Annotated in this window: 21 protein-coding genes; 10 read left to right on the forward strand and 11 right to left on the reverse strand. The window is 64.4% G+C overall.

What is annotated here, in order from left to right; all coding sequences use genetic code 11:
- Nucleotides 1–13: 13 nt before the first annotated feature.
- A complete protein-coding gene (locus tag ACRCUN_RS32065; protein WP_462145637.1) occupies nucleotides 14–1369 on the reverse strand; it encodes a ferritin-like domain-containing protein in 1356 nt (451 codons plus the stop codon).
- Nucleotides 1370–1378: 9 nt separating this feature from the next.
- Nucleotides 1379–3085: a WD40/YVTN/BNR-like repeat-containing protein gene (locus ACRCUN_RS32070; protein ID WP_462145638.1), complete on the reverse strand. Its 1707-nt coding sequence runs from the start codon at nucleotides 3083–3085 to the stop codon at nucleotides 1379–1381.
- Between the two features lie 218 nt (nucleotides 3086–3303).
- Here ACRCUN_RS32070 and ACRCUN_RS32075 point away from each other — a divergent pair, with 218 nt between their 5' ends.
- On the forward strand, nucleotides 3304–4824 hold the full coding sequence (locus ACRCUN_RS32075; RefSeq protein ID WP_462145639.1) for a gluzincin family metallopeptidase: 1521 nt from the start codon (nucleotides 3304–3306) through the stop codon (nucleotides 4822–4824).
- On the opposite strand, the gene ACRCUN_RS32080 is transcribed toward ACRCUN_RS32075, so the two are convergent.
- The 5 genes from ACRCUN_RS32080 to eccA all read right to left on the reverse strand — a co-directional run bounded on the left by ACRCUN_RS32080 (nucleotide 4813) and on the right by eccA (nucleotide 8998).
- Entirely contained in the window at nucleotides 4813–4995 is a 183-nt protein-coding gene (locus tag ACRCUN_RS32080; RefSeq protein ID WP_462145640.1) for a hypothetical protein, read from the reverse strand. The two genes, ACRCUN_RS32075 and ACRCUN_RS32080, sit on opposite strands and share 12 nt — an antisense overlap.
- 31 nt (nucleotides 4996–5026) lie before the next feature.
- Entirely contained in the window at nucleotides 5027–5263 is a 237-nt protein-coding gene (locus ACRCUN_RS32085; RefSeq protein WP_462145641.1) for a hypothetical protein, read from the reverse strand.
- 148 nt (nucleotides 5264–5411) lie between these two features.
- Complete coding sequence (locus ACRCUN_RS32090; protein ID WP_462145642.1) at nucleotides 5412–6035, reverse strand: FMN-binding negative transcriptional regulator; 624 nt, start codon at nucleotides 6033–6035, stop codon at nucleotides 5412–5414.
- Nucleotides 6036–6061: 26 nt separating this feature from the next.
- Nucleotides 6062–7165: a MinD/ParA family ATP-binding protein gene (locus ACRCUN_RS32095; protein WP_462145643.1), complete on the reverse strand. Its 1104-nt coding sequence runs from the start codon at nucleotides 7163–7165 to the stop codon at nucleotides 6062–6064.
- A 15-nt stretch (nucleotides 7166–7180) separates the two neighbouring features.
- A complete protein-coding gene (gene eccA / locus ACRCUN_RS32100) occupies nucleotides 7181–8998 on the reverse strand; it encodes a type VII secretion AAA-ATPase EccA (RefSeq protein WP_462145644.1) in 1818 nt (605 codons plus the stop codon).
- Between the two features lie 216 nt (nucleotides 8999–9214).
- On the opposite strand from eccA, the gene ACRCUN_RS32105 reads away from it, so the two are divergent.
- The 9 genes from ACRCUN_RS32105 (at nucleotide 9215) to ACRCUN_RS32145 (ending at nucleotide 14793) form a co-directional block, all read left to right on the forward strand.
- On the forward strand, nucleotides 9215–9520 hold the full coding sequence (locus ACRCUN_RS32105; protein WP_462145645.1) for a hypothetical protein: 306 nt from the start codon (nucleotides 9215–9217) through the stop codon (nucleotides 9518–9520).
- Nucleotides 9517–9873, forward strand: a complete 357-nt coding sequence (locus ACRCUN_RS32110) for a YbaB/EbfC family nucleoid-associated protein (RefSeq protein ID WP_462145646.1) — start codon at nucleotides 9517–9519, stop codon at nucleotides 9871–9873. The genes ACRCUN_RS32105 and ACRCUN_RS32110 overlap by 4 nt, the downstream gene beginning before the upstream one ends.
- Before the next feature lie 392 nt (nucleotides 9874–10265).
- The gene (locus tag ACRCUN_RS32115) at nucleotides 10266–10550 is read left to right on the forward strand and encodes a hypothetical protein (protein WP_462145647.1); all 285 of its coding nucleotides are present in this window, start codon (nucleotides 10266–10268) and stop codon (nucleotides 10548–10550) included.
- Nucleotides 10551–10806: 256 nt separating this feature from the next.
- Nucleotides 10807–11871: a hypothetical protein gene (locus ACRCUN_RS32120; RefSeq protein WP_462145648.1), complete on the forward strand. Its 1065-nt coding sequence runs from the start codon at nucleotides 10807–10809 to the stop codon at nucleotides 11869–11871.
- Between the two features lie 23 nt (nucleotides 11872–11894).
- On the forward strand, nucleotides 11895–12191 hold the full coding sequence (locus tag ACRCUN_RS32125) for a PE family protein (protein ID WP_462145649.1): 297 nt from the start codon (nucleotides 11895–11897) through the stop codon (nucleotides 12189–12191).
- A gap of 50 nt (nucleotides 12192–12241) precedes the next feature.
- On the forward strand, nucleotides 12242–13336 hold the full coding sequence (locus ACRCUN_RS32130) for a PPE domain-containing protein (protein ID WP_462145650.1): 1095 nt from the start codon (nucleotides 12242–12244) through the stop codon (nucleotides 13334–13336).
- Nucleotides 13333–14154, forward strand: coding sequence for an ESX secretion-associated protein EspG (locus tag ACRCUN_RS32135; protein ID WP_462145651.1), 822 nt, complete (start codon nucleotides 13333–13335; stop codon nucleotides 14152–14154). The genes ACRCUN_RS32130 and ACRCUN_RS32135 overlap by 4 nt, the downstream gene beginning before the upstream one ends.
- Before the next feature lie 65 nt (nucleotides 14155–14219).
- Nucleotides 14220–14492 carry a hypothetical protein gene (locus ACRCUN_RS32140; protein WP_462145652.1) on the forward strand — a complete coding sequence of 91 codons (273 nt, stop codon included), beginning with the start codon at nucleotides 14220–14222 and terminating at the stop codon, nucleotides 14490–14492.
- A gap of 13 nt (nucleotides 14493–14505) precedes the next feature.
- Nucleotides 14506–14793 carry a hypothetical protein gene (locus ACRCUN_RS32145; protein ID WP_462145653.1) on the forward strand — a complete coding sequence of 96 codons (288 nt, stop codon included), beginning with the start codon at nucleotides 14506–14508 and terminating at the stop codon, nucleotides 14791–14793.
- A gap of 1 nt (nucleotide 14794) precedes the next feature.
- Here ACRCUN_RS32145 and ACRCUN_RS32150 read toward each other — a convergent pair whose 3' ends face one another.
- From ACRCUN_RS32150 to ACRCUN_RS32165, 4 genes are all read right to left on the reverse strand, one after another.
- Nucleotides 14795–15349: a hypothetical protein gene (locus tag ACRCUN_RS32150; RefSeq protein WP_462145654.1), complete on the reverse strand. Its 555-nt coding sequence runs from the start codon at nucleotides 15347–15349 to the stop codon at nucleotides 14795–14797.
- Nucleotides 15350–15531: 182 nt separating this feature from the next.
- Entirely contained in the window at nucleotides 15532–17775 is a 2244-nt protein-coding gene (locus ACRCUN_RS32155; RefSeq protein WP_462145655.1) for a TPR repeat domain-containing protein, read from the reverse strand.
- Between the two features lie 2 nt (nucleotides 17776–17777).
- Nucleotides 17778–18119, reverse strand: a complete 342-nt coding sequence (locus tag ACRCUN_RS32160) for a hypothetical protein (protein ID WP_462145656.1) — start codon at nucleotides 18117–18119, stop codon at nucleotides 17778–17780.
- 110 nt (nucleotides 18120–18229) lie between these two features.
- The gene (locus ACRCUN_RS32165) at nucleotides 18230–19972 is read right to left on the reverse strand and encodes a hypothetical protein (RefSeq protein ID WP_462145657.1); all 1743 of its coding nucleotides are present in this window, start codon (nucleotides 19970–19972) and stop codon (nucleotides 18230–18232) included.
- Nucleotides 19973–19983: the final 11 nt, after the last annotated feature.

Below are 19983 nucleotides of genomic sequence, written 5' to 3' on the forward strand. Positions count from 1 at the left end.
GAAGTGGGTGAATTCAGACCGGGGCATTCGCGGGCATATCGGCGAGCCGCCGGGTGTCCTCGTCGACCAGGGACATCAGGATGGGATCCGCCGCGTCGAGCGGTTCCCGCCGCATCTGCGCGATGTGGGCCACCGACTTCTCCGTGCGTGCCCGGTGCAGCGCCCACCGCTCCGCCTGATCGGCAGGCAGGTGCAGGATCTCCGGCAGGCCGAATGCGACGGCCCCCGGCCCCGGGAGTTTGACGAGAGTTTCGTTCAGCCCGGCCAGTTGGAACATCTCTTCCAGCGCCCAAGAGGCCACCTTCCTGCGTTCACCGGCATCGGCGGTGAGCAGATAATGCTCGATGAAGCCCAGCATCAACCCGTATCGCAGGTCGGCCAGCTCGCTCCAGGCACGGGTGCGGAAATCGGAGAAGGTCGAGGCGACAGGATCGATCGGTAGGGGCCGGGTTGCGACGAAATCGTCTGGCGGGAACCTCTTCACGCCGTTCTGACCGACGAACATGTTGTGGTACCGATCGAAGTGGGACTCGATCCCACCGTCCGAGGGTCCCTCCCCCTGCACCGCGATGTCGAGGATCGCACTGCGCGCACCCGCGCGGTCGGCGATCCGGTGGATCGGCACTCCGTTGTTCTGCCAGTCTGTTCCGTCGCCCTGCCAGGTCAGGGTGTCGCGATCGATGACGTCGTCGGTGAGATGCCACGCCGCACGATCGGGGTTCTGCTCGTAGGCCGCCAGCGCGTACAGACGCAACGTATCGTCCCAGTCCTGGCTGATAGATCCGCCGTCGATCACCTCCTGCTCGGTCGAGAACACCACGCCCAGTAGCCCGTACAACGCCCCCACTCGATTGACCGCCATCCCGGCCGCATCGGCGGCAAGAGCCACGATGTCGCCGATGTCTGCGTCCCTGGGAGCCTCCGCAGTCACGTACTTGGCCAACGAACGCTGGGTGAGCGGTTCGAGGTGCAGCTTGAAAGGATAGAGATCCTTGCGTGGCGGGAAATCCTCGCGCTCCAGACTGGGCGCCAGGCCGACGGCCAAAAGCAGGTTCTGCACCGTCATTAGGTGGCCCATCTCGTCGGTCGCCGTATCGATGAGCAAGGCCTTCCACATCTTCAGCGCCGCCTTCTGCGCAGCGTCGCTAACCTCGCCGCGCGCCTTCAGCGAGAAGGCCGCGTACAGGTATTGCACCAGCAACGCATGTTCGATCTCGGCGGCGGTTTCGAGCAGGATGCGCATCTTGTCCCGTGCGGTCGGCCAGCCGCCCAGATCCGGGATCATCACCTCCTCGTCGTGGGCGATCGCGCCGGCGCGCCCGGGCCGCGCGACGGCGTAGGTCACCCATTCAAAGACCGGAGTTACCATGGCTTTCCCTCACTCCTCGATGCGCAGCAGCGTGCTGTCGGTCCGGTCGTCGATGGTGGCGCGCACCATGTAATAGCCCGGCTCGAGCGGATCGCCTGCCTCGCTGTCGACCGCCCACACGATCGTCCGCTGTCCACTGGCGGGCTGAGATTCGCGGACCAACTGCCGGACGTAGACGCCGAATCGGTCCCATACGTCGACCGACATTTCGGCGGCGTCGGCCGGAATATTCAGGGTGAGCCGCACGGGACGTGCGGTCGTACGCGGTCCCGGTTCGGTGAACAGCGACGGCGCGGGTGGCAGCGCACCGACCGGGGGTGCCCCGGATTCGGTGCTGTACTTGTAGATCGTGTTTCCCGACGCGTAGCCGACGGTGGGCGAATCACCCACGAACCGAAAGCGGTTGAGAAACTCGCCGGTCTGTGGTTCGCCCCAGTCGACGCTGGTCCAGGTCTGCCCACCGTCGGTCGTCTCACTGCTTAGTCCGTTCGGATTCAGGAAAGCCGTTGTGCCCCAACCACCGACCCAGCCGCGGTTCTCGTCGACGAAACCGATTCCTTCCAGGTTGGCGTTCTTGTTCGCGTCGTTGATCGGCAGTCGCGTCCACGTGCCACCACCGTCGGTGGTCTTGAGGATCGCGCCCTCGCAGAAGTTCTCCAACGATACGAAGCCCACCTGCTGATCGAGGAAGAAGATCTTCCAGCCCCATTCCCCGAGCGGGAATTGTGCTTCCATCCCGGCGAGCCGATTGGTCCAGCTTTCACCGCCGTCGGTGGTGTGCAGCACCACCGGCTTGATCTTCGAACGGGCGAGGTTTCGCCGGCACCGGCGATCAGCCGGCGTGACGGGGTGTTCCAGCCCGCCGACCACCCACCCGGTGTCGGGATCGGTGAAGTAGATGTCGATGAGAATCGAGGCGTGGTCGGTCATGTCCCGTGACTGCCACGTCAGACCGCCGTCGACGGTCTTCATGACCCGCGGGGTGTCCGTGGGTTCGTTGGTTCCCGATGCGTAGACCACGGCCTCATTGACGACCGAGATTCCGCACACCTTCGCGGGCGCATCGGCAGGCAGCCTGTCCACTGCGGCCCAGGTGGCGCCGCCGTCGCTGGTTTCGAACAGCTGGGCCTCGCCCGCGGTCGTACCGACCCACCCGCGGTTCTCGGTGGCGAACCCGACACTGCGCAGCCACAGGCTCGACAGCGCGACGGGTACCTGGAACTGGATCTCCCAATGCTTGCCACCGTCAGCAGTGCGCAGGATTTGGCCTGCGCTGTTGACCGCCCAACCGAGTTCGGTTGAGAGGAAACAGATGTCGTCGTAACGTTGCGCCGGCGGAGCCGTCGTCGGCCGCCACGCGAGCCCCCCGGCCATCGGCTCGTCACCCTCCGGACAACCGTCGTCGATCCAACCTTCGATGAATCCGATGTCGCTGTCGGACACGGGATCCAGTCCGACCGGCATGCGCGGGAATCGTGCCCCCGGCGGAGGATCGTCGAGATCCTCGCCGAATGGGAACTCACCTCGCAGCGACCGCACGAGATTCGAGGCTGCACCGTCTCCGACGACGAGGAGACTGTGAACACCGAACACTTTGAACGCCACGAAGTCGTCGCGGGTGAGTCCACGCCAGAACGGGCCGTGTCCGGCAAACCCCGCGTCGGGACCACCGATCGACTCGTCGAGGATGTCGATCACGCGCTGGAAACGGTTCACTGTGGACCTCCTTCATCCCGGCCAAGCGTCACGCCCGCGTTAGCCCGGACACACGCGTAGGCGACTACTCGAATTCCGCTCGACCACCACGTTCGGCCGTCGGACCGACCAGCGGGCGGGGCTCGTCTGATGCGAAAGTCGAGTAGTCAGCTACTCGTTCACTGTCGAGGTAGCGCGATTAACGTCTGCCGCATCAGCCCGCACAGGCAGGAGTGGACATGATCAACTTCATTCCCAACGATCCGCTCGTCGTCGACGTCATCCCCATGCGCCGGGTGACCGCCCGCCCGGATCGCGGCGCGGGCACCGCCGGGATCACGCTGGCAAGCAACGCCGCCGAGGGCATGTTCAAACCGGGCAATCCGGATTTCGTCGCATGGCAGGCCCGTCAGGCGGCGATCCTCGCGGTCGAAGCCTGGGAAGAAGTGCTCGGCCAGCCGTTGACATCCTGGGCGCAGGAAGCGGTGAACCCCGCCGCACTGATGCTCGTCCCCGATGCCGGCGAGGAGGTGAACGCCTATTACGACCGGGAAAGCCTTTCGTTCTTCCACGCGAGCAACGGCAACGGCATGACGTTCACCGGCGCCAGCACCGATGTGGTGGCACACGAGGTCGGGCATGGTGTTCTCGACGCGCTGCGCCCCGATCTGTGGTTCGTCAATCTTCTGGAGGTGGGCAGTTTTCACGAAGCGTTCGGTGACATCACGGCGATCCTCACCGCGTTGCGCGACGAACCGACCCGCAAGGCACTTCTCGATGTCTCGCCGGATCTGAGTGAACCCAACTTCGTCGAGGCCATCACCGAAGACCTCGCCGACACCGCCCGGCATCTGTTCGGCGCAGACTTCTCGGCAGCCAAGCCGCGACGTGCCCTCAACACCTTCAAATGGCAACTGCCGCAGACGATGCCGCAGTCAGGCGGACCCGATGTCATGATCGCCGAAGTTCACAGCCTCGGCCGCATCATCTCCGGCTGTTTCTACGACGTCCTGCGCGGAATCTTCGCCGCGGGCAACCAACAGACCGCGGCCGGATTGTGGAAGGCGACCAAGACGACGGCGGCCCTCGCCTACGAAGCCGCCCGCACTGCGCCTGCGGTTCCACGGTTCTTCCGCGCGTTCGGGCGGGCGATGGTGCTAGCCGACAGCACACTCAACGGCGGCGCACACAGCCAGATCATCGGAAAGGCGTTCTTCGATCACGGCATCGCACTGGGCGCGCAGGCGTTCCTTGCGCCTGAACTGCCGTTGGCCGGCGGCTCACCCAGCCTGAGCGCCGATGGTGTGTCGCTGGAACGAGCGACCATCAGCGATCTGCGTCGCCGCGTCGGCGCAGGCGCCAGGGCAGCGGCCACCGTGAGCCTGGTTGAGATGGGTGGGGCGACCATGGCGAACGTGACCATCCACGACGAGGTGGCGTTGGACAAAGTCGACAAGCGGTTGCGCGGCGTCGTCGCCGGCGTCGAATCGGTCGCCTTGGTCGGCGACTCGGGTGGGGCTGCGGCACTGATGACCGCGCCGCGTGCCGGTGCGGCCTCATCTGAGGTGCTGGACTTCGTCGACAGCCTGGTCAAACACGATCAAGTCGATTTCGGTTCCGCGCCCGCGGCCAAGAAACGCGCCGTCAAGGCACCGGACAAGCACTCCCGCGTGACGACGCATGCGGTCAGGAAACGCGGACGCAAACAGGAGCTACAGCGGGTCCGCTTCGCGTGCGGGGCCGGCGTGTCAGAACGCTGACATCCGCTTCCGGCGCACCTTGCGCTCACCGGATTCGTCTGTCGTCTCCTCATGGGTGGCGCCCGGCGGCAGCTCCTCGGACTCCGAGTTGGCAAGCTGACCGTGCCTGCGCAGGGATTCTTCGAATAGTTCTTCTTCGCTGCGCTCAGGGTCGTCGCGTTTGGTGGTCAAGTGGCTCACCTCCCGCCACCACGCTACCGCTCTACCCGGCGGTGCGCTGCTGCGTCAGCAGAACCTGACGGGCACGGTTCACCAGTAGTGCATCCCACTCGCTGAGTTCCGATATCTGCAGTTCAGCGGCATCGGTCACCGCTGCGAACCGTGTCCACAGCTGATGGGCGCTCATGCCGAACTCCGGAAACGCGTCGTCGTCGGTGTGTCCGCCGAACGGTGCCCAAGTCAGGACGAAATTGAGTACGTGGCGATCGAACTCGTCCACTTTTGCGGCTGCCTCTCTCGGTGCGTAACGCTCACGACGGAATTCCGTTACCCGCCATTCACTTTGTGTTCCAACGTCTTTAGCCAGCAAAAATGGCTCTGTTAGCCAGTTTACGGTGAACCGGCGCCACGGGCCTCTTGAGCGACGATCAGCGGTCGGAGTTCCGTGCGGCGACGCGTTCGGACACCGTCAGGTCCGACGGCGAATCCGACGCCGCCAACCCCGCGATGACACCCTCCCGGTTCCGCGCGGGTTGGTTCTGCGACATCTTCGCCTTGGCCTCGACCCGGTCAACCGGGAGTTCGACCCCCACGATGGCGTTGAGCTGGCCGCGCGTGAACGTCTCAGGTGCGTCGGTGACCCGCCATGGCTGCGGCCGGTCCTGTTCGTGCCGGTCGGTCAACTTGGTGACCATGGCCAGGACCCACTCGGGATCGTCGTGCAATTCAAGCCGGCCATACACGTTGAGCACCTCGTAGTTCCACGTCGGCACCACTTTGCCGGTCTCGGCCTTCGTCGCATAGAAGCCCGGCGACACGTATGCCTGCGGCCCGGCGAACACGGCCACGGACTCCGCACCCGCAGCCTGCGAATGAGGGTTGGCCCGCGCGACGTGTCCGATCAACGAATGCCGCTCGCTGTCATACAGCAGCGGGAGCGGCGTCACGACGAGACCGCTCGACGCATAACTGACCAGATGCGCGAAACCCGCCTGCTGCAGCGCGGCGCCGGTCTCCTCAGCGGTCAACGCGAACTTCGGGGGCAGGTACATGGCGGCACTCCAATCCTGTCCGCAGCCTACGCGCGCATCCCCACTCTTATTGCGGTGAAGCCCGCCGAGACTGTTGCCGCGAAATCCTCCAGTGCCTTGCGCGTGTTCGCCGCGACCAGATCGAGGTCGATCTCGGCGCCTTCGGCCAGATGATCGTCGAACGGAATCACGTGCAATGCCCGCACCCGCGGCAGGAAATGGCTCGCCAACCGGTCGATGTCAAAGCCGGTCGCGCCGGGGCGCGATGCGCTCATCACGACCGAGGCGCCCGGTACGAGATGTGAGTATCCCTGCCGGTCCAGCCAGTCCAGCGTCGCCAACGCGCTTCTTACCGAATCGACTGCGGGTGACGCCACGACCACCACGGCGTCGGCCTCGTCGAGCACACCGGTCATGGCCGAATGAACAAGGCCGGTGCCGCAGTCGGTCAGGATGATGTCGTAGAAACGCTGCAGCACGCTGAGCACACCGCGATAATCCGACTCGGAGAACGCCTCAGAAGTTGCCGGATCACGCTCGGACGCCAGGATTTCGAGGCGGCTCGAGTTCTGCGACGTGTGACGCCGCATGTCCGAGTAGTAGACGATATTGGGGTCGACCAGAACGTCGCGCACAGTCGACCGGCTGTCGTTCGGTCCCCGCTGTGCAAGGGTGCCGAAATCCGGATTGGCATCCATTGCGATGACCCGGTCACCGCGGGTGGCCGCGAGAATCGCGCCCAGCCCCACGGTGACCGTCGTCTTGCCGACCCCACCCTTCTGCGACAACACCGCGATGCTGAAGGGGCCCCGTGCCGGCTGGTTCGTCCGCGCGACGGGACGACGGTCGGATTCCTCGACCGATCCGCCGATCGTGCCGCCCGTGGCCCGCTGTAGCGCCTTGTGCCAGCTTCGTCGCGGCGCCGGCCGTACGCGCACCAACCCCAGCTCGCCGCTGGTCGGAACCATGGCTTGCGGCGTGTTGCTGCGCGCGGAGCTCGTGAACGGCGTCATCGAAGCGGGTTGGCCCAGAGCAGATTTCGGCTCTTCTTCGGCCACCATCTGCGCCGGTGCCGGTACGACCGCCAGTGGGATCGTGGCGTCGTCGAACGGCGAACTGGCGTCCGCAGGCGATGGAATCGGTTCGGTCATAGCTACCTTCGATCGTCAGTTCACCGTGAGCATGCCGAGCACCTGTTTGAGCGCGGCCTGCATGTCGGACAATTCGATCCGCATCAGTTCCGCTTCCTCGAGGTCTGCGACATTGCCACTGTGCATCTCGCTCAGCCGGTACTCGCGCTCCTCCTCGGCAGCTTCGATCACGTTTCGCACGAATCGGCCGTTACCGGCAAGGTCGATGCTGTGCCTAGTCTGGCCCGCTGGATCCACTGCCTGGCCATGGCACAGCGTGGTGCATGTCGTGACCAGTTCGTCATATGCGGCGTCCGACAATTCCGAGTCACGGGACCTCGCGATCAATCGACCGATGTCACCCAACTCGGGCGGCGAGTACGAGGCGAACCTGATCCGTTTCGAAAACCGTGACGCAAGGCCCTCGTTCGAGGCGAGGAAGCGGTCGATTTCGGCGTCGTAGCCGGCGATGATCACCACGAGGCGGTCACGGTCGTTCTCCATGCGTGCCAGCAGGGTGTCCACCGCCTCACGACCGAACGCGTCGCCGCCGGATAGTCCGGTCTGAACCAGGGTATAGGCCTCGTCGATGAACAACACCCCGTCCATCGCCGAGTCGATGAGCGCGGTCGTCTTGATCGCGGTGCTACCGAGATGCTGTCCGACGAAGTCGTTGCGCTTGGCCTCGACCACGTTCGGGGTGCGTAGTAATCCGAGCCCGCAATACGTTTGCGCCACCACCCGCGCGATCGTCGTCTTGCCCGTGCCGGGCGGGCCGGTGAACGCCAGGTGCAATGTGCGTGACGCGGCGTTGAGGCCCTTGTCACCGCGAACCTTGGCCAGCAGCGCCGCCGATTTGAGTTTTGCCACTTGCCGTTTGACTTCAGACAGACCGATCTGCCGGTCTAGCTCTTGCTGCGCCGCGAGCAGATACTCGTTGCCTCGCTCAGACACATCGTCGCCGAGCAGATCTTCGGCACTGGGCGCACTCGCCGGGTCCCACCGATCGGTGCGAGAGTCGATCACCTCTTTCGTCGTGATGACCAACCGATACTTCGGGTCGGCGAGCGCGGCCGCGTTGGCCTCGAAACCCGGTTCCTCGCTGTAGATGCGCTCGAAGATGACGCGCGCGTCTTGCTCGTTGCCGGTTTCGCGCAACGTCAGACCTTTACAGAACTCAGCGGCCCGCCGCGCCGCCGGGATGGGGCCGGCGATCGCCTGGTCAAGCCGCCGGACGCCCTCACCGAACAAGCCCAATTGTGCGCACGCCGAACCAACCATGAGGTGAGCGCCCGCAGCGATGTAGGGATCGGCGAACACAGCGGATCTACTGAGGGCCGTGAGCACGTCAGGCCAGCGCTGAGTCGTGAAATGCAGGACTCCCCGGATATAGGCGCAAATCTCAGCCGAGGGTTCATCACCGCCCGGCATGGCCGCGCGCAACGTATCCAACTCGTCGAGGACCTGTTCGGCTTCGCTGAAATCACGCGCGCTGATCATGCTGGCCGCATAGGCAAGCCACATCTCGGTTTTCGTACTGAGTGGATAATCCAGGTACATGCCGGTCTGAAACCGGGCGGCGAGCGCGCGTGGCGGGAGACCGAGCCTGCGCTGCTCGCGGTACGCCGAAACCTTGCTGGTGCGGTAGAGGTGGTAGATCACCTCAGGGCCCGCATCGCCGGCCGCTGCGCGGCCCAACCACGCGTCGCACATATCGGGGTCGTACTCGGTGGCGCGCTTGAAGGCCAGCGCCGCGTACTGCACGTCACGCTCGGCCTCGAGCCCGTCGATCGGAATGCCGAGCGAAAGCACGCCGGCATCGAACACTCGCTGCGCGTCACTGGTGCCACTCATCGGTGGTGACCTGTCTCCTCACTGCGCGGTGGAGCTTGACTGCTGTCACACCAGCAAATGTGCGGCCATCATGGGCATTTCACACGTTTGCCGAACTGCCGAGCCCCCTACAGACGTCCGTGATTGTACTAAGTTTGGAGCCTGTCACAGGCTGCCGCCATACATCCGGGGTGGCTGCCGCACAGCCGAGGGGGCCAAATCATGTATGCGAGGCCAGTGCGATCGCCAGGTGGCACGATCTCGGTGCGCACCACCGAACGCGGGCTCCCGGTTGCCCTACACCTGGAAGCCGTCGAGTTGGCCAAACCGCCCGAGCAATTGGCGCGCGACATCATGGCGTTGTGCCGGCTGTCGGCCGCCCGTGCGCAGGTGGCACGCCGAAACGAGCTGGTCGAGAACGGTTTCAGTGCCTCGGTGATCCGCAATCTCAACTTGGCCACCGACGAGGACCTGGAGCGTGCGGAACACGAGGCCATGGGCGAGGACGACGAATTACCCGTGAGCTGGAGGAAAACGGTGTGAGCAGCCTCGCCGAATCCCTGATCGCCCGTATCGTCAAGCAGCGCGACCTGATGGCCGCGATGAGTGAGCATTGCCAATCGATCTCGGCCCGGGTCATCAGCCGTGACCAGAATGTGAGCGTCGAGGTCGACGGCTCGGGTGCGATGACCGGACTGTGGCTCGCGCCGCAAGCTCACACACTGGGACCCGACGCGCTCGCCGAATTGATCGTCGATACCGCGCGCGCCGCAGCTCAGGTCGCAGCCGATCGGCAGAGTTTTCTTTCACAAGAGTTCAGCACCCGCATGCGAGAACTGCAGCAAGCTCCCCTGACCCGTTGGGATGGCACGACTTTCGACCCTGGCCAGGCCTGATTCTGCGTCGGCCACGGCGGTGGCAACCTGCTATTCACATTGCGTTTCAGCGCAATTCACGTTCGAACTCGCATATTTTCTGCACAGTGCGACGGAATGTCGGCGACTGCACTGCCGTGTTGCTCCGCGTTGCGCGAAGCCGACCTGGGTGCTGCGCCTTCTCACCGCATGACCACTCATGTTGCGCCCAGGCGACGCCGGCAGCGTCGTCGCACAACCTGTACACAGTCGTTTGCTCAGCCACTCCACTGACGCTTCCTACAATTTTCCGTCGTGCTGTGGATATCCAATTCGTGCTGAATCTGCGTTAGCTGCAGGCGCAATCCGCCGCTATAGTCAGTTTGTCTTGGTTTGACGCAGCGCTCATACCGAATCGAGAAGGTATTAATACAATGGGTGAGGTCTTTGTCGCCGTTCCGCCCGGTATGGCGGCGTTCTCCGCCGCCAACGAGGCCGCATCCGCGGCCATCACCACCGCGGGTTCCGCCGATTCCGCAGCGATGCTGAACGCGGCCGCGATTGCCGTCGGGCCCATCGGAGCGGCATACCTGATGGCGTTCGGGCCTGCGCAGGCAAGCAATTTGGCGGCGACGCTCCTAGTCGGCGGAGTGCATGCGGCCATCGGCGCCGCCACCACCGCATCTCAATCCGCTGTCGTAGCAGCAGACAACGCCTGATCCGTCGCCGACGATGGCAGCAATTCCGCCACCAGCCCCGGTCAAACCGACTGAGGTGCTAGCTCAACAGCTGCCCGGCTACGATCCGACGCCGGTTATCGCTGCTCAAGAGCAAAGTCTGCAAGATTATCTGAATTTGCCAGTGTCCGAGATTCTGGCGAAGCTCGGCATTTCCCCGATTGTTGACCAACGGCCTCCTGAAGCCGGTGTGCAACCGGAACCGCCGCAGGAAGAGGGGCAACCTCAAGCGAGTCCGATGGACCCCAGCGCGCTGATCAGCCCGGTCACCGATGCGCTCGGCACGTTGGGCTCCGGGCTCTTCGAAGCCATGGACCCCACCGCGATGTTGGAGGCGATCTCTCAGGTCTTCCAGGCCACCGGTGGCTCGTTGCAGCAGTCGATGGGAGCGGTCGACGAATCCTGGCAAGGTCAATCGGGTACTGCCGCAACGACCAAGACCGGCGATGCGATCAACGATGGCGCCGAGGTCGCCGCACAATCGGAGACGTTGAAGAGCAGCTTGGCCACGGCCTCCACCAATGTCGCACAAGCCCGCGGCCGCCTGATCGAGATCATCGCCGAATTCCAGGCGACGCTCGCTGCGATCGGGCCCAGCATCATCTTTCCGTGGGGTTGGGCGGCAGCGATCGCGGCCGCCAACAAGGCCATTGCGATGACCGCCGAGGTGATCACGGAACTGCAATCCACGTTGGGTGCGGAGGCGGCGCGCGTGACCGCGGCCGGAGCACCGGTGGACGTGGCGTCGGCTCCGACGCTCGGCAGTTCGATGCTGCAAAGCTTGGCATCGCCCCTGATGTCGATGGCCACCAAGGCCGCGCAGTCTGGCGTCCAGGCTGGCACCGGGGCCGCTTCGGCGGCGAGCCAAGCCGCCGGCCAAGTCTCGTCTACCCCGCCGCCAACGCCGGTTGCCGACGACGCGCTTGCCGCGGGAGCTGCAGGGCCGATGGGCGGTGGCGCCGGAGTCGGCGGCGGTGGGGGTGGTGCAGGTGCGACCATGGCATCGCGGTCATTTGCGACGTCTCCCATGGTCCAGCCCGAAACGGCTTCCACCTCAACCCAAACCGCCACCGGCCGCGCGGTCGGCGCAACTGGAGCGGGGATGGGCATGATGGGGGCGCCCTACGGACCGATGGCGGGCGGGCACGGGGCACAGACCTCGACGAACAGCCACACCGCCGCAGATTTCTTGCACACGACTCACCAAGGCGACGAGATCGTCGGTGATCTCGGCACCGCCGCGCCTCCAGTGCTCGGTGAAGCCGACCCCAACGAACCTCCGGACGTCAGGCTCCGGATCTAAATGTCTTCAGGGAGGGAACCATAATGGCCAACAACGTAGGGATGTCGATTCAGCCCACCGAAGTGGCGGAGGTCAGCCGTCAACTCGACGAACTCGCCAACCGGGTGCAACGGGCTCTACAGAACGAGGCAACCAACCTCACGGTGATCGCCTCGGGGCGCGACGAGGTATCGCAGCGTGTTGCCCACACTCTCAACGATGTTCACACGGCATTTCGCACCTCGGTCGACCAGGGCCTTACCGAAATGCACGAAGTGGCAGCGACATTGCGTGGTCATTCGAACACGGTCGTGGCGTCCGAGGACGACTTCGTCAGGTAGTCGCCGCCAGCTCCAGCTTTAACACCTGATTGACGAGGGGGGGTCTCAGCATGGGTTTCACCGACGTGGCGTGGTCGTCGCGCAGCACGGAGCAACTTGCTCGTGACCTCACCGACGGACCGGGGCCCGCGTCTGTGGGTGGAGCAGGCGGCGCCTGGGTGCGGATCGCCAACGAACTGGCAGGCATTTCAGGCGACTTCGACAAGTTGATGGTCCGGCTTCGCACGGTGTGGGAAAGCCAAGCCTCCGGTGCCGCACTGCAGCGCATGGAAGAGTTCGGCAAGTGGTTGCAGGCGGTCAGTCTCAGCGCCGCCGCGAACGGCCAACGTGCCGAAGAAGCCGCCGTCGCCAACACCGTCGCCGTAATGTCGATGCCCACGGTGCCAGAAGCCATCGAAGCCAAAGCAGCACAAGACATGATGGCCTCTCTCGCGGCGTACAACGGCGCGATCCTGACCGGCAGTTTCGCTGAGTTCGACGAGGCCGCCACCGCCGATCAAGCGAACGCCGCCGCGGTGATGACGCAGTACGAGGAGTCGGTCGCTCACCTTGCGCAGCCGTGGGAGCAGCCCCTGCCGCCTGACGTATCGAAAGGCAATGCGCTACGGGCAGAGCAGCACGCTCAAAGTGAAGCCGCCGCGAGTGGTGGCGGCGCCGGCGCCGACGTCGGCAGTGTGGCGCCTCCTCCTCTCGCACCGATGCCCGCCCAGGCTGTCAAATCGAGTGCTGAGGCGAGAAACCTTCAGAAGACCGGATTTGTCTCGTCGGGAGGCTCAGCGGGCGGATCGGGAATGGGTGCGGGTTATCCCCCGTACGCCCCGATGGGCGCCATGGGCCGAGGTGACCAGAGTCAAGGCTACGAATCGAGCCAACCCGCAGCGACTCTCGAGGGGGCCGGCGAATCGGCCGCCGGATTGTCGGGCTCGGGAAACTCATGGCTTCCTGATGCGGCACAGAATGATTCGCCGTTCACGGTGTCGAACGTCAGTTGGGGGCCCGATACCGCGATCTTCGATGAGCTTGCCCTGCCCGAGCAACCCGAGGTCGAGGCGTTCGCCGATGAGCCGGAGCCAACTCTTGAACGCGTGGACGACCGGTGGGTGTCACCGCCGGTGATCGGTGTCGACAAGGGGCTGAACCTGTGACGGCCACGCTTGCCCCGAAGTTCGTCGTCACCGACGAGGAATTACAGGTCATCGCCGCTCGAATCGGCGTGCAGACTCTGCCGGTGGTCTTGGGAATCCGGACGCGGCGCAACACCGAAACAGAGTTGCTCGCGGCGTTCGACCACGCCACCCGCACCTTGGCCGACCGCGGATTGATCAGCGCGGGCGAGGTATTGCCTGACCTGGTTCCGGTGCTACGCGCCATGCAACGGCCCGACCGTGAGCTGGCGATGCGCCTGGTCACGCCCGACGGCAATGCGCGCGTGACTGTCCTCCGGCGAGGGTCGGATAGCGTGTCGGCGCGGCGGATCGGCAACGAAGTCGTCCTCGAAGTCGTAGACGGCGGATCGGCCGCAACATCACAAGAACCGGCCGTCCGTTCCCTCCTGCGCCACTTGCCCGCATCGCCCGCGGCAGACGTCATTCCGTTCGGTGCACCGCTCGATGCGCTCGGCGAGGCACTGTCGGACAGCCACGACGCGACGCGGCTGTCAGACCGCATCCGAGCGCTGGGAGCGGAAGCCCGCACCGCGCTGCTGCTCGGCTCGGCTCTCGCCACGCGTCAAGCGTTCGCCGAGATTGTGTACTACGCGTTGGATCGTGAGGCAGATCGAGTGTTGCGTTCCCCGGCTGCGGTTGGCGTGTTCTACACCAAGCGGGGACGAATCGTCAGCGCCCCGAGCGCGTCACCGCGTGGCCAGCTATGGACCACCCTCAAACCCGGATCCGACCACGCCATCAAGCAGGCCATCGGCCGGCTTGTCGAGCTTTCCACCGAGAGATGGGAGGACTCCTAGATCCACCTCGTTGCGCGAATTTCAACAGCACCAGGCGATTCAACCGATATCCACGAGAGGAAGATATGACCGAGCTTAGCCTCACGCCGGCCGAAGCCCAGGCCAAGATCACACAAGTAGACGAGGCGATGGCGACTGCCAAGTTGATGGGTGACCGGATTCTGGATCAAACCGAAACAATGACTGCCGGATCATGGCAGGGTGGCCGGGCCGCCACATTCCGGGCCATCATGACCCAGCACCGCGAAGATTTCGGAGCCGTGATCAACCGCCTGCAGGCGGTTGCCGACAAGGGCAAGGCAGACATCCAAAAGATCACCGCACACGACGAAGGCTAGGAGAGGATCGAACATGGCCGACACCATTCGGTATCAGTACGAAGCCAACTTCGCCGCTCTGGACGACATCCAGACCGCGACGAACGAAGCACAGGCATTGGCGGATTCAGTGAACAAGGTATTCGACGCGCTCACCGACGTGTATCGGGGTCTGGCCGCCAACGAGCTGCAGACGCAGCGCATACAAATCTCGCAGGCGATGGATGCCGTCCTGGTCGAGATCACTCAAACCCGTTCCGGTGGCAACCAGTCGCAGGACGACGCCCGGGCGCTCGACGCCCACCTCGCCGGCGGATTCTGATCTAGGCGCCGCTTTTCGGCCAGCCGGGATAGCTGGTTGACGTTGGGAGCCGGTCCGTGACGTACGGACCGGCTCCGCGCGTCTGAGGCCATGAGCCGGGCTCGACGCCAGGCAACTCTCTACCCGTGCACGGCGCGCCGTCGGGAAAATGGCCCAGTTTCCAGCTTTTGGTCCGCCAGTCACCGAACTTCTCTGCTAGCGGGAGTATCTCAGCGCCTCGCTGCTGTGCTGGTGGCCCATCCCCAATGCGGTCGAAGGTGATGACGGCACTGAACGGGCCGGTGCCGCCGAATTCATAGGCGCCTGTTCCGATTTGCGCGTGCCCGACCTGCTGGTTGTACGTGCACACCGTCACGGTCACGGAGTTGGCGTCCTCAACCGCATCGAGCACTTCGTAGCGCTTGACGCCGAACTCGGGCTGGACGGGACCCATCCGGAAGAAGTCCTCGGCTGCTGTCTTGGCCGCCTCGTCGAGACTGTCCCAAAAGCCCGGTGCCGCGACGGCCGTATTGCCATTCGCGGCACTGACATCGAGAGATTCGACCGATGCCCTCACATACGTGCCTTCGGGTGACATCAGATCGAGCCCAGCCGGATCGGTCCAGACGATCGAGTACTGCGTGCGTGCGAAACCGTTGTGCGCAGTGCTTGTTTCGGCTGTATCAGGGGCCCTGCTCGGATCTGAGCAGCCGCACGTGCATACGACTACCAGTAGCGCGAGACAGCCCAACCACCGACTCAACGGGGTCCGGCGACCGCGATCTGGCCGGTGTGCATCCCGATGTTGAAGTTCGTGTACCAGCTTTCGACGTTGATGCCGTAGCGCTCGTACAGCAGATCCCGGATCTCGGCCTGATCGTTGAGGTCCTCGACGTTGATGTATGCGTCACCGTTGTCGTTGATGTCGCGATACTCGGCGAAGGCGGGATCATTGATGATCGACGGATCCTCGGCGGCGACACCGTTGACGATGCTCTCCACCGTCGTGTTGGAATCGACGAGCGTCGTGGCGGTTTGGTTGGGCACGGCGTTGTCCGGGTTGACGACGGCGGCGTTGTCCACCACGCCTACTACGGAGGGCCGCAGAGCCGGGCCCGCGATATCGATCAGGTACTTGAGCGGCTTCAAGCCGGCCATGTCCGCGACCGCCGCGGCGGTCGCTCTCGCAGAGTCGAACGAAGCGGTGTTGGCGGCTTGCTCCCACCGCGCCTTGTAAACGTCGCCAGAATCCATTTTGGCCTGCGCCGACGCGGTGCCGGTCTCCAGTGCGTGCTGCATCTGCCCGGCGATCTGGGCGTAGGTGCTGGGACCATCACCGGCGCCGTACGCCGCCGCGAGCACGTTCTGCTGGGCGTACGTGTGCTGAGCGGCCTTGACACCCGCATCGGGGTTGGAGGCCAGCACCGAGTACATGTCCGAGAGCTGCTTGGTGGTGTCGAAGTGCCCGACATCCGGAATCGCTTGCGCGCCGGCGAATGTGCTGTAGTACGGCGCGAGGTCATCAGCCAGGTTGATCAGCAGGTCGGGGTTGCGCTCACCGGCCGACGTGCTCACATCGTCCGGCAGACGCAGCAGATCAGTAGCGTTCCCCGACATGTATCGAGCCACACTCTCGGCGATGTCGCCGGAGTTTTTGGCCAGCTCCACATCCGGTGCGTTGTTCGGATCCGACACCGCGTCCTGCGTGCTGATATCGAACAGTTCAGATGCCGTCTTACCGTTGTCGGGCCACTCGTGGGTGAAGACGTCGTTCAGGAACGCATCGCCTTTCGGGCCGGACACGAACTGCGCGACTGCTGCCCGGTCTTCGGCCACCGAGTGCAACATCTCCTCGGTGAGCGGCGCATTGAAGTCCGCGCCTCGCCCGTCGACGAAAAACAGATCGTCCTTGTCGGCAGCGTTTTGCGCGTCGAGGTAGGTCGCGGCCGCATTGAGCACCGCGGTGTCCAGTCCACTGCCGTGCTGGAACGTTACGTCGCTCATGCCGGCAATGCGGGCGGCCGCCTGGTTATCGGCCACCCCGTTGAGATTCCAGGTGTTGTAACCCCAGTTACCGACGATCTCCCATTTGTTGGTCACCAGATCGTCACGGGTCAGCGACTCGTACATCTTCTTGGGCAGCAGGTTTGCGCGACCAGTTGTCGGAACTTCGCTGTCACCGGACACATTCGCACGTACGGCCGGGTTGGACAGCAGTTGCAGCGCGTTGGCCACGCCCTTACGAGCATCGGGTGGAAGACCGTTGAGCAGATCTTCGATCTCCTGAGAGGACTTGCCATCCAGCGCCCGGGCCAGGGCATTGAGGTATTCCATCTGGGAGGCGGGGATATTGACGAAGTCGCCGGACGACAGCGCGACGAGTTGCTCGGGCGTGAGCGAGCCGGCCTCGATAAGTCGTTGCAGCTGCTCTGGAGTCAACTTCGAGGGATCAGTCAGGAGTTGATTGAGGTCACTGCGTGCCTGGTCGGCTCCCAGCCCCGCCGGGGCCACGAACGCCACACGCAGACCCGCACGCGCATTGTTCAACGCGGTCTTGACATTGTTGTCGGCAGTCTCGGCGTCATTGGCCGCGTCGGTGAGCTGCTGCTGCCACTGCGCCTTCGCGGTCTGTTGGGCTTGGGTCAACGGCCCCATGAACGTGACCGTCAGGTTCTCGGTGACGGTGAACCCGGCAGCCTCAGCCCCCGTGATCGCGTTGCGGGCACGCTGCAACGGTGGGTTGACCTCGTTGAAACCGTCGATGGCGATCTGGGCGACACGCTCGAGATGGTCGACGACGCGGACGGCTGACACCCGGTCAGACTCGGCCCGGTTCAGCGCGGCATCTGCGGCCAGCCCTTCCCAATGGCCGTCGTTGACACCGGCCACCGTGGACTTGTACCGGTTGAACAGGCCTTCGACGTTGGTTCCCAACGTCTTCCAAGCATTACCGATGGCAGTCAAGGTGGCGGGGTTCCAAGACTCCACCTGCGTGCGGTTCATGCTCACCGCGGTACCTCGGGGACCACCCAGTCACCGGTCGCATCGGTGTAGATCCTCATCGCCACTTCCAGCGCCTCGTCATCGGCGTTCTGGAACTGGTTCTTGACGTTCACCATGATCTCGCCGGTCTCGGACAGGCGTTCCTTCACCGCGTTGATCAACGTCGTGTCGACCAAATCGTGGGCGATGCTGGCCGCCTCGAGCACGGCAGGTTCCATGCCGCCGGGTACCGACAGGTACGGTCCCGCGGACGGCCCCGTCCGCAACAGACTGGCCTCGGTGGCCAGCCCCTGCAATTTTGGCCCGAGTTGACCGAGAATCTGCATATCCGCGTGCAATGTCACCGAAAACCCCCTCGCAGCACAGCAATTCACGCTATAGGCGCGGGGGCCACGGGGCTATTCGGGTCGGACTTGTTCACCTATTGTTCATCTACAGTCCGACGGAATCAGTGTCACACGGTTAACAAGCCGGCCAGGCTGAGTTGGTTGACGGCGGCGTCGACGTCAACATCGGGCTTGCCGGCGAAGACCGCAGCGACTTGTGTTGCGGTCGCGATGCGGTCGACGGCGCCTGACAGCAAAGCGGCGCACTGGATTTCGACGTCAGCGCCAATTTGCTCGACCATCGCCCGAATGGTCTCGCCCGCGGTCAACACCGGCGGCATCGCCGCGTTGAGTTCGCCGGACGTGTCCGTTGCGCCGCGGCGCCAGCGGCCGTCGAGCCACCAGAAGCAGAAAGTCAGCAATCCGTTGCGGTTTCGCGCGTCGATGACGCTGTCCGTGACCCACGCGGGAGCCCCGGTGTAGAGGTCGGGCAGCTGTTGTCCGCGGTTGTAGGCTGCGTCGAGCAATTCGGAGTTCCACCTCCCACCGGACAGCACTGCGCGGTCGCCGGGCAGCACGAACAGCGTGGCGCCGTTACGGCCGCCGGTCTCATACGACGCATAGCCAGGGTGCATCTGCGGACCCGATTCAGCTCCGGTGCCGGCTCGTATCGCCGATAGCACGGCCCAGCGCGCCCAAAGTTCGTGCAGGGAAGGAACATCCCCGGTAGCGATCGAGTGCCGTCCGGCCTCGGCATCCTCTGTCACCGCAGTTGCCGCCTGCCGAGCGCTGCGGCCCTGGGCATCGGGGGCGGCGATATAGCCGGCGAGCCAGATCGGCAGCTGCGGACGCGGGTGGGTCTCCACATCATTGCGGTAGTGCTCGCTGGCGACTAACTGCCCTTCGGGGAACGGCTCATCGCCGTAGTCATAGTCAACCGTGGCGTCCCCGCTGTTGGTGCATGTCAAGACCAGCCGCCACCACGGGCCGGCGGGGACCGTCGACGTCTCCTCTCGATGCCGGCGCACCACGTCGGCGATCGGCTGCGGTACCGGGACAATATCGGTGCGGTCGTCGGAGCGGAACTGCAACTGAGCGACTTCCGAGGTGGCGGTCAAGGCAAAAGCGGCGGTGAACTCCTCCCAACCGATCGGCCCGAGCCCACCGAGTTGCTGGAATATCTCACTGAGCAGTCCCGTGGTATCCGGGAAGGCCACGGCTCCCCCGACGTACGTGATCGCGATGGTGGCGCCGCGGCGTGCGGGTTCAGCTGAGGTGATGTCGAACTGCCGCTCGAATTCGGCCATGGCGCTGTCAGCTTCGCCGCGGGTGGTCTGCGGTGCCCTTTCCTGCAAGGTGAACCTGTCATACGCCAATTGGGGTGGCATCGACGACGAGACCTCCTCAACACGTCCGGAGTCGCCGACCAGGAACACCGAGCGGCCAACGGGGATGTCCAAGAACGACATCGGATCACTCTCATCGACCTCGACAGGCGCATACACAGTCCAGCCCGAGGCGAATCGATCCGCTGCCAAGCCCTCGGTCGGGTAATCGATACCGCGCGCACGGATCCAGTCGGACGCCAGTGATATCGCCTGATCTGCATTCTGTGCCGACGGCCGCGCGTCATCCGCCGGCCGGCGACCGACACGTTGTTCGGCCTCGATCTGATCGGCCAACGCGGCACGCTCTGCTTGATGTCTGGCGAGGAGCTGAGCGCTGAAGGCCGTCCACGCGGCATCCTCGTGCTCGGTCATCGCGTCGGACAACTCCGCGTCGATGTCCGGGTGTGTCTCCAGAAACTCTGCGAACAACAGCCCCATCTCCTGACTGTGCCTGCGGTTGAGCTCGATTCGTCGCGGATCCATGGTTACTCCTC

The organism is Mycobacterium venezuelense, assembly GCF_054919535.1.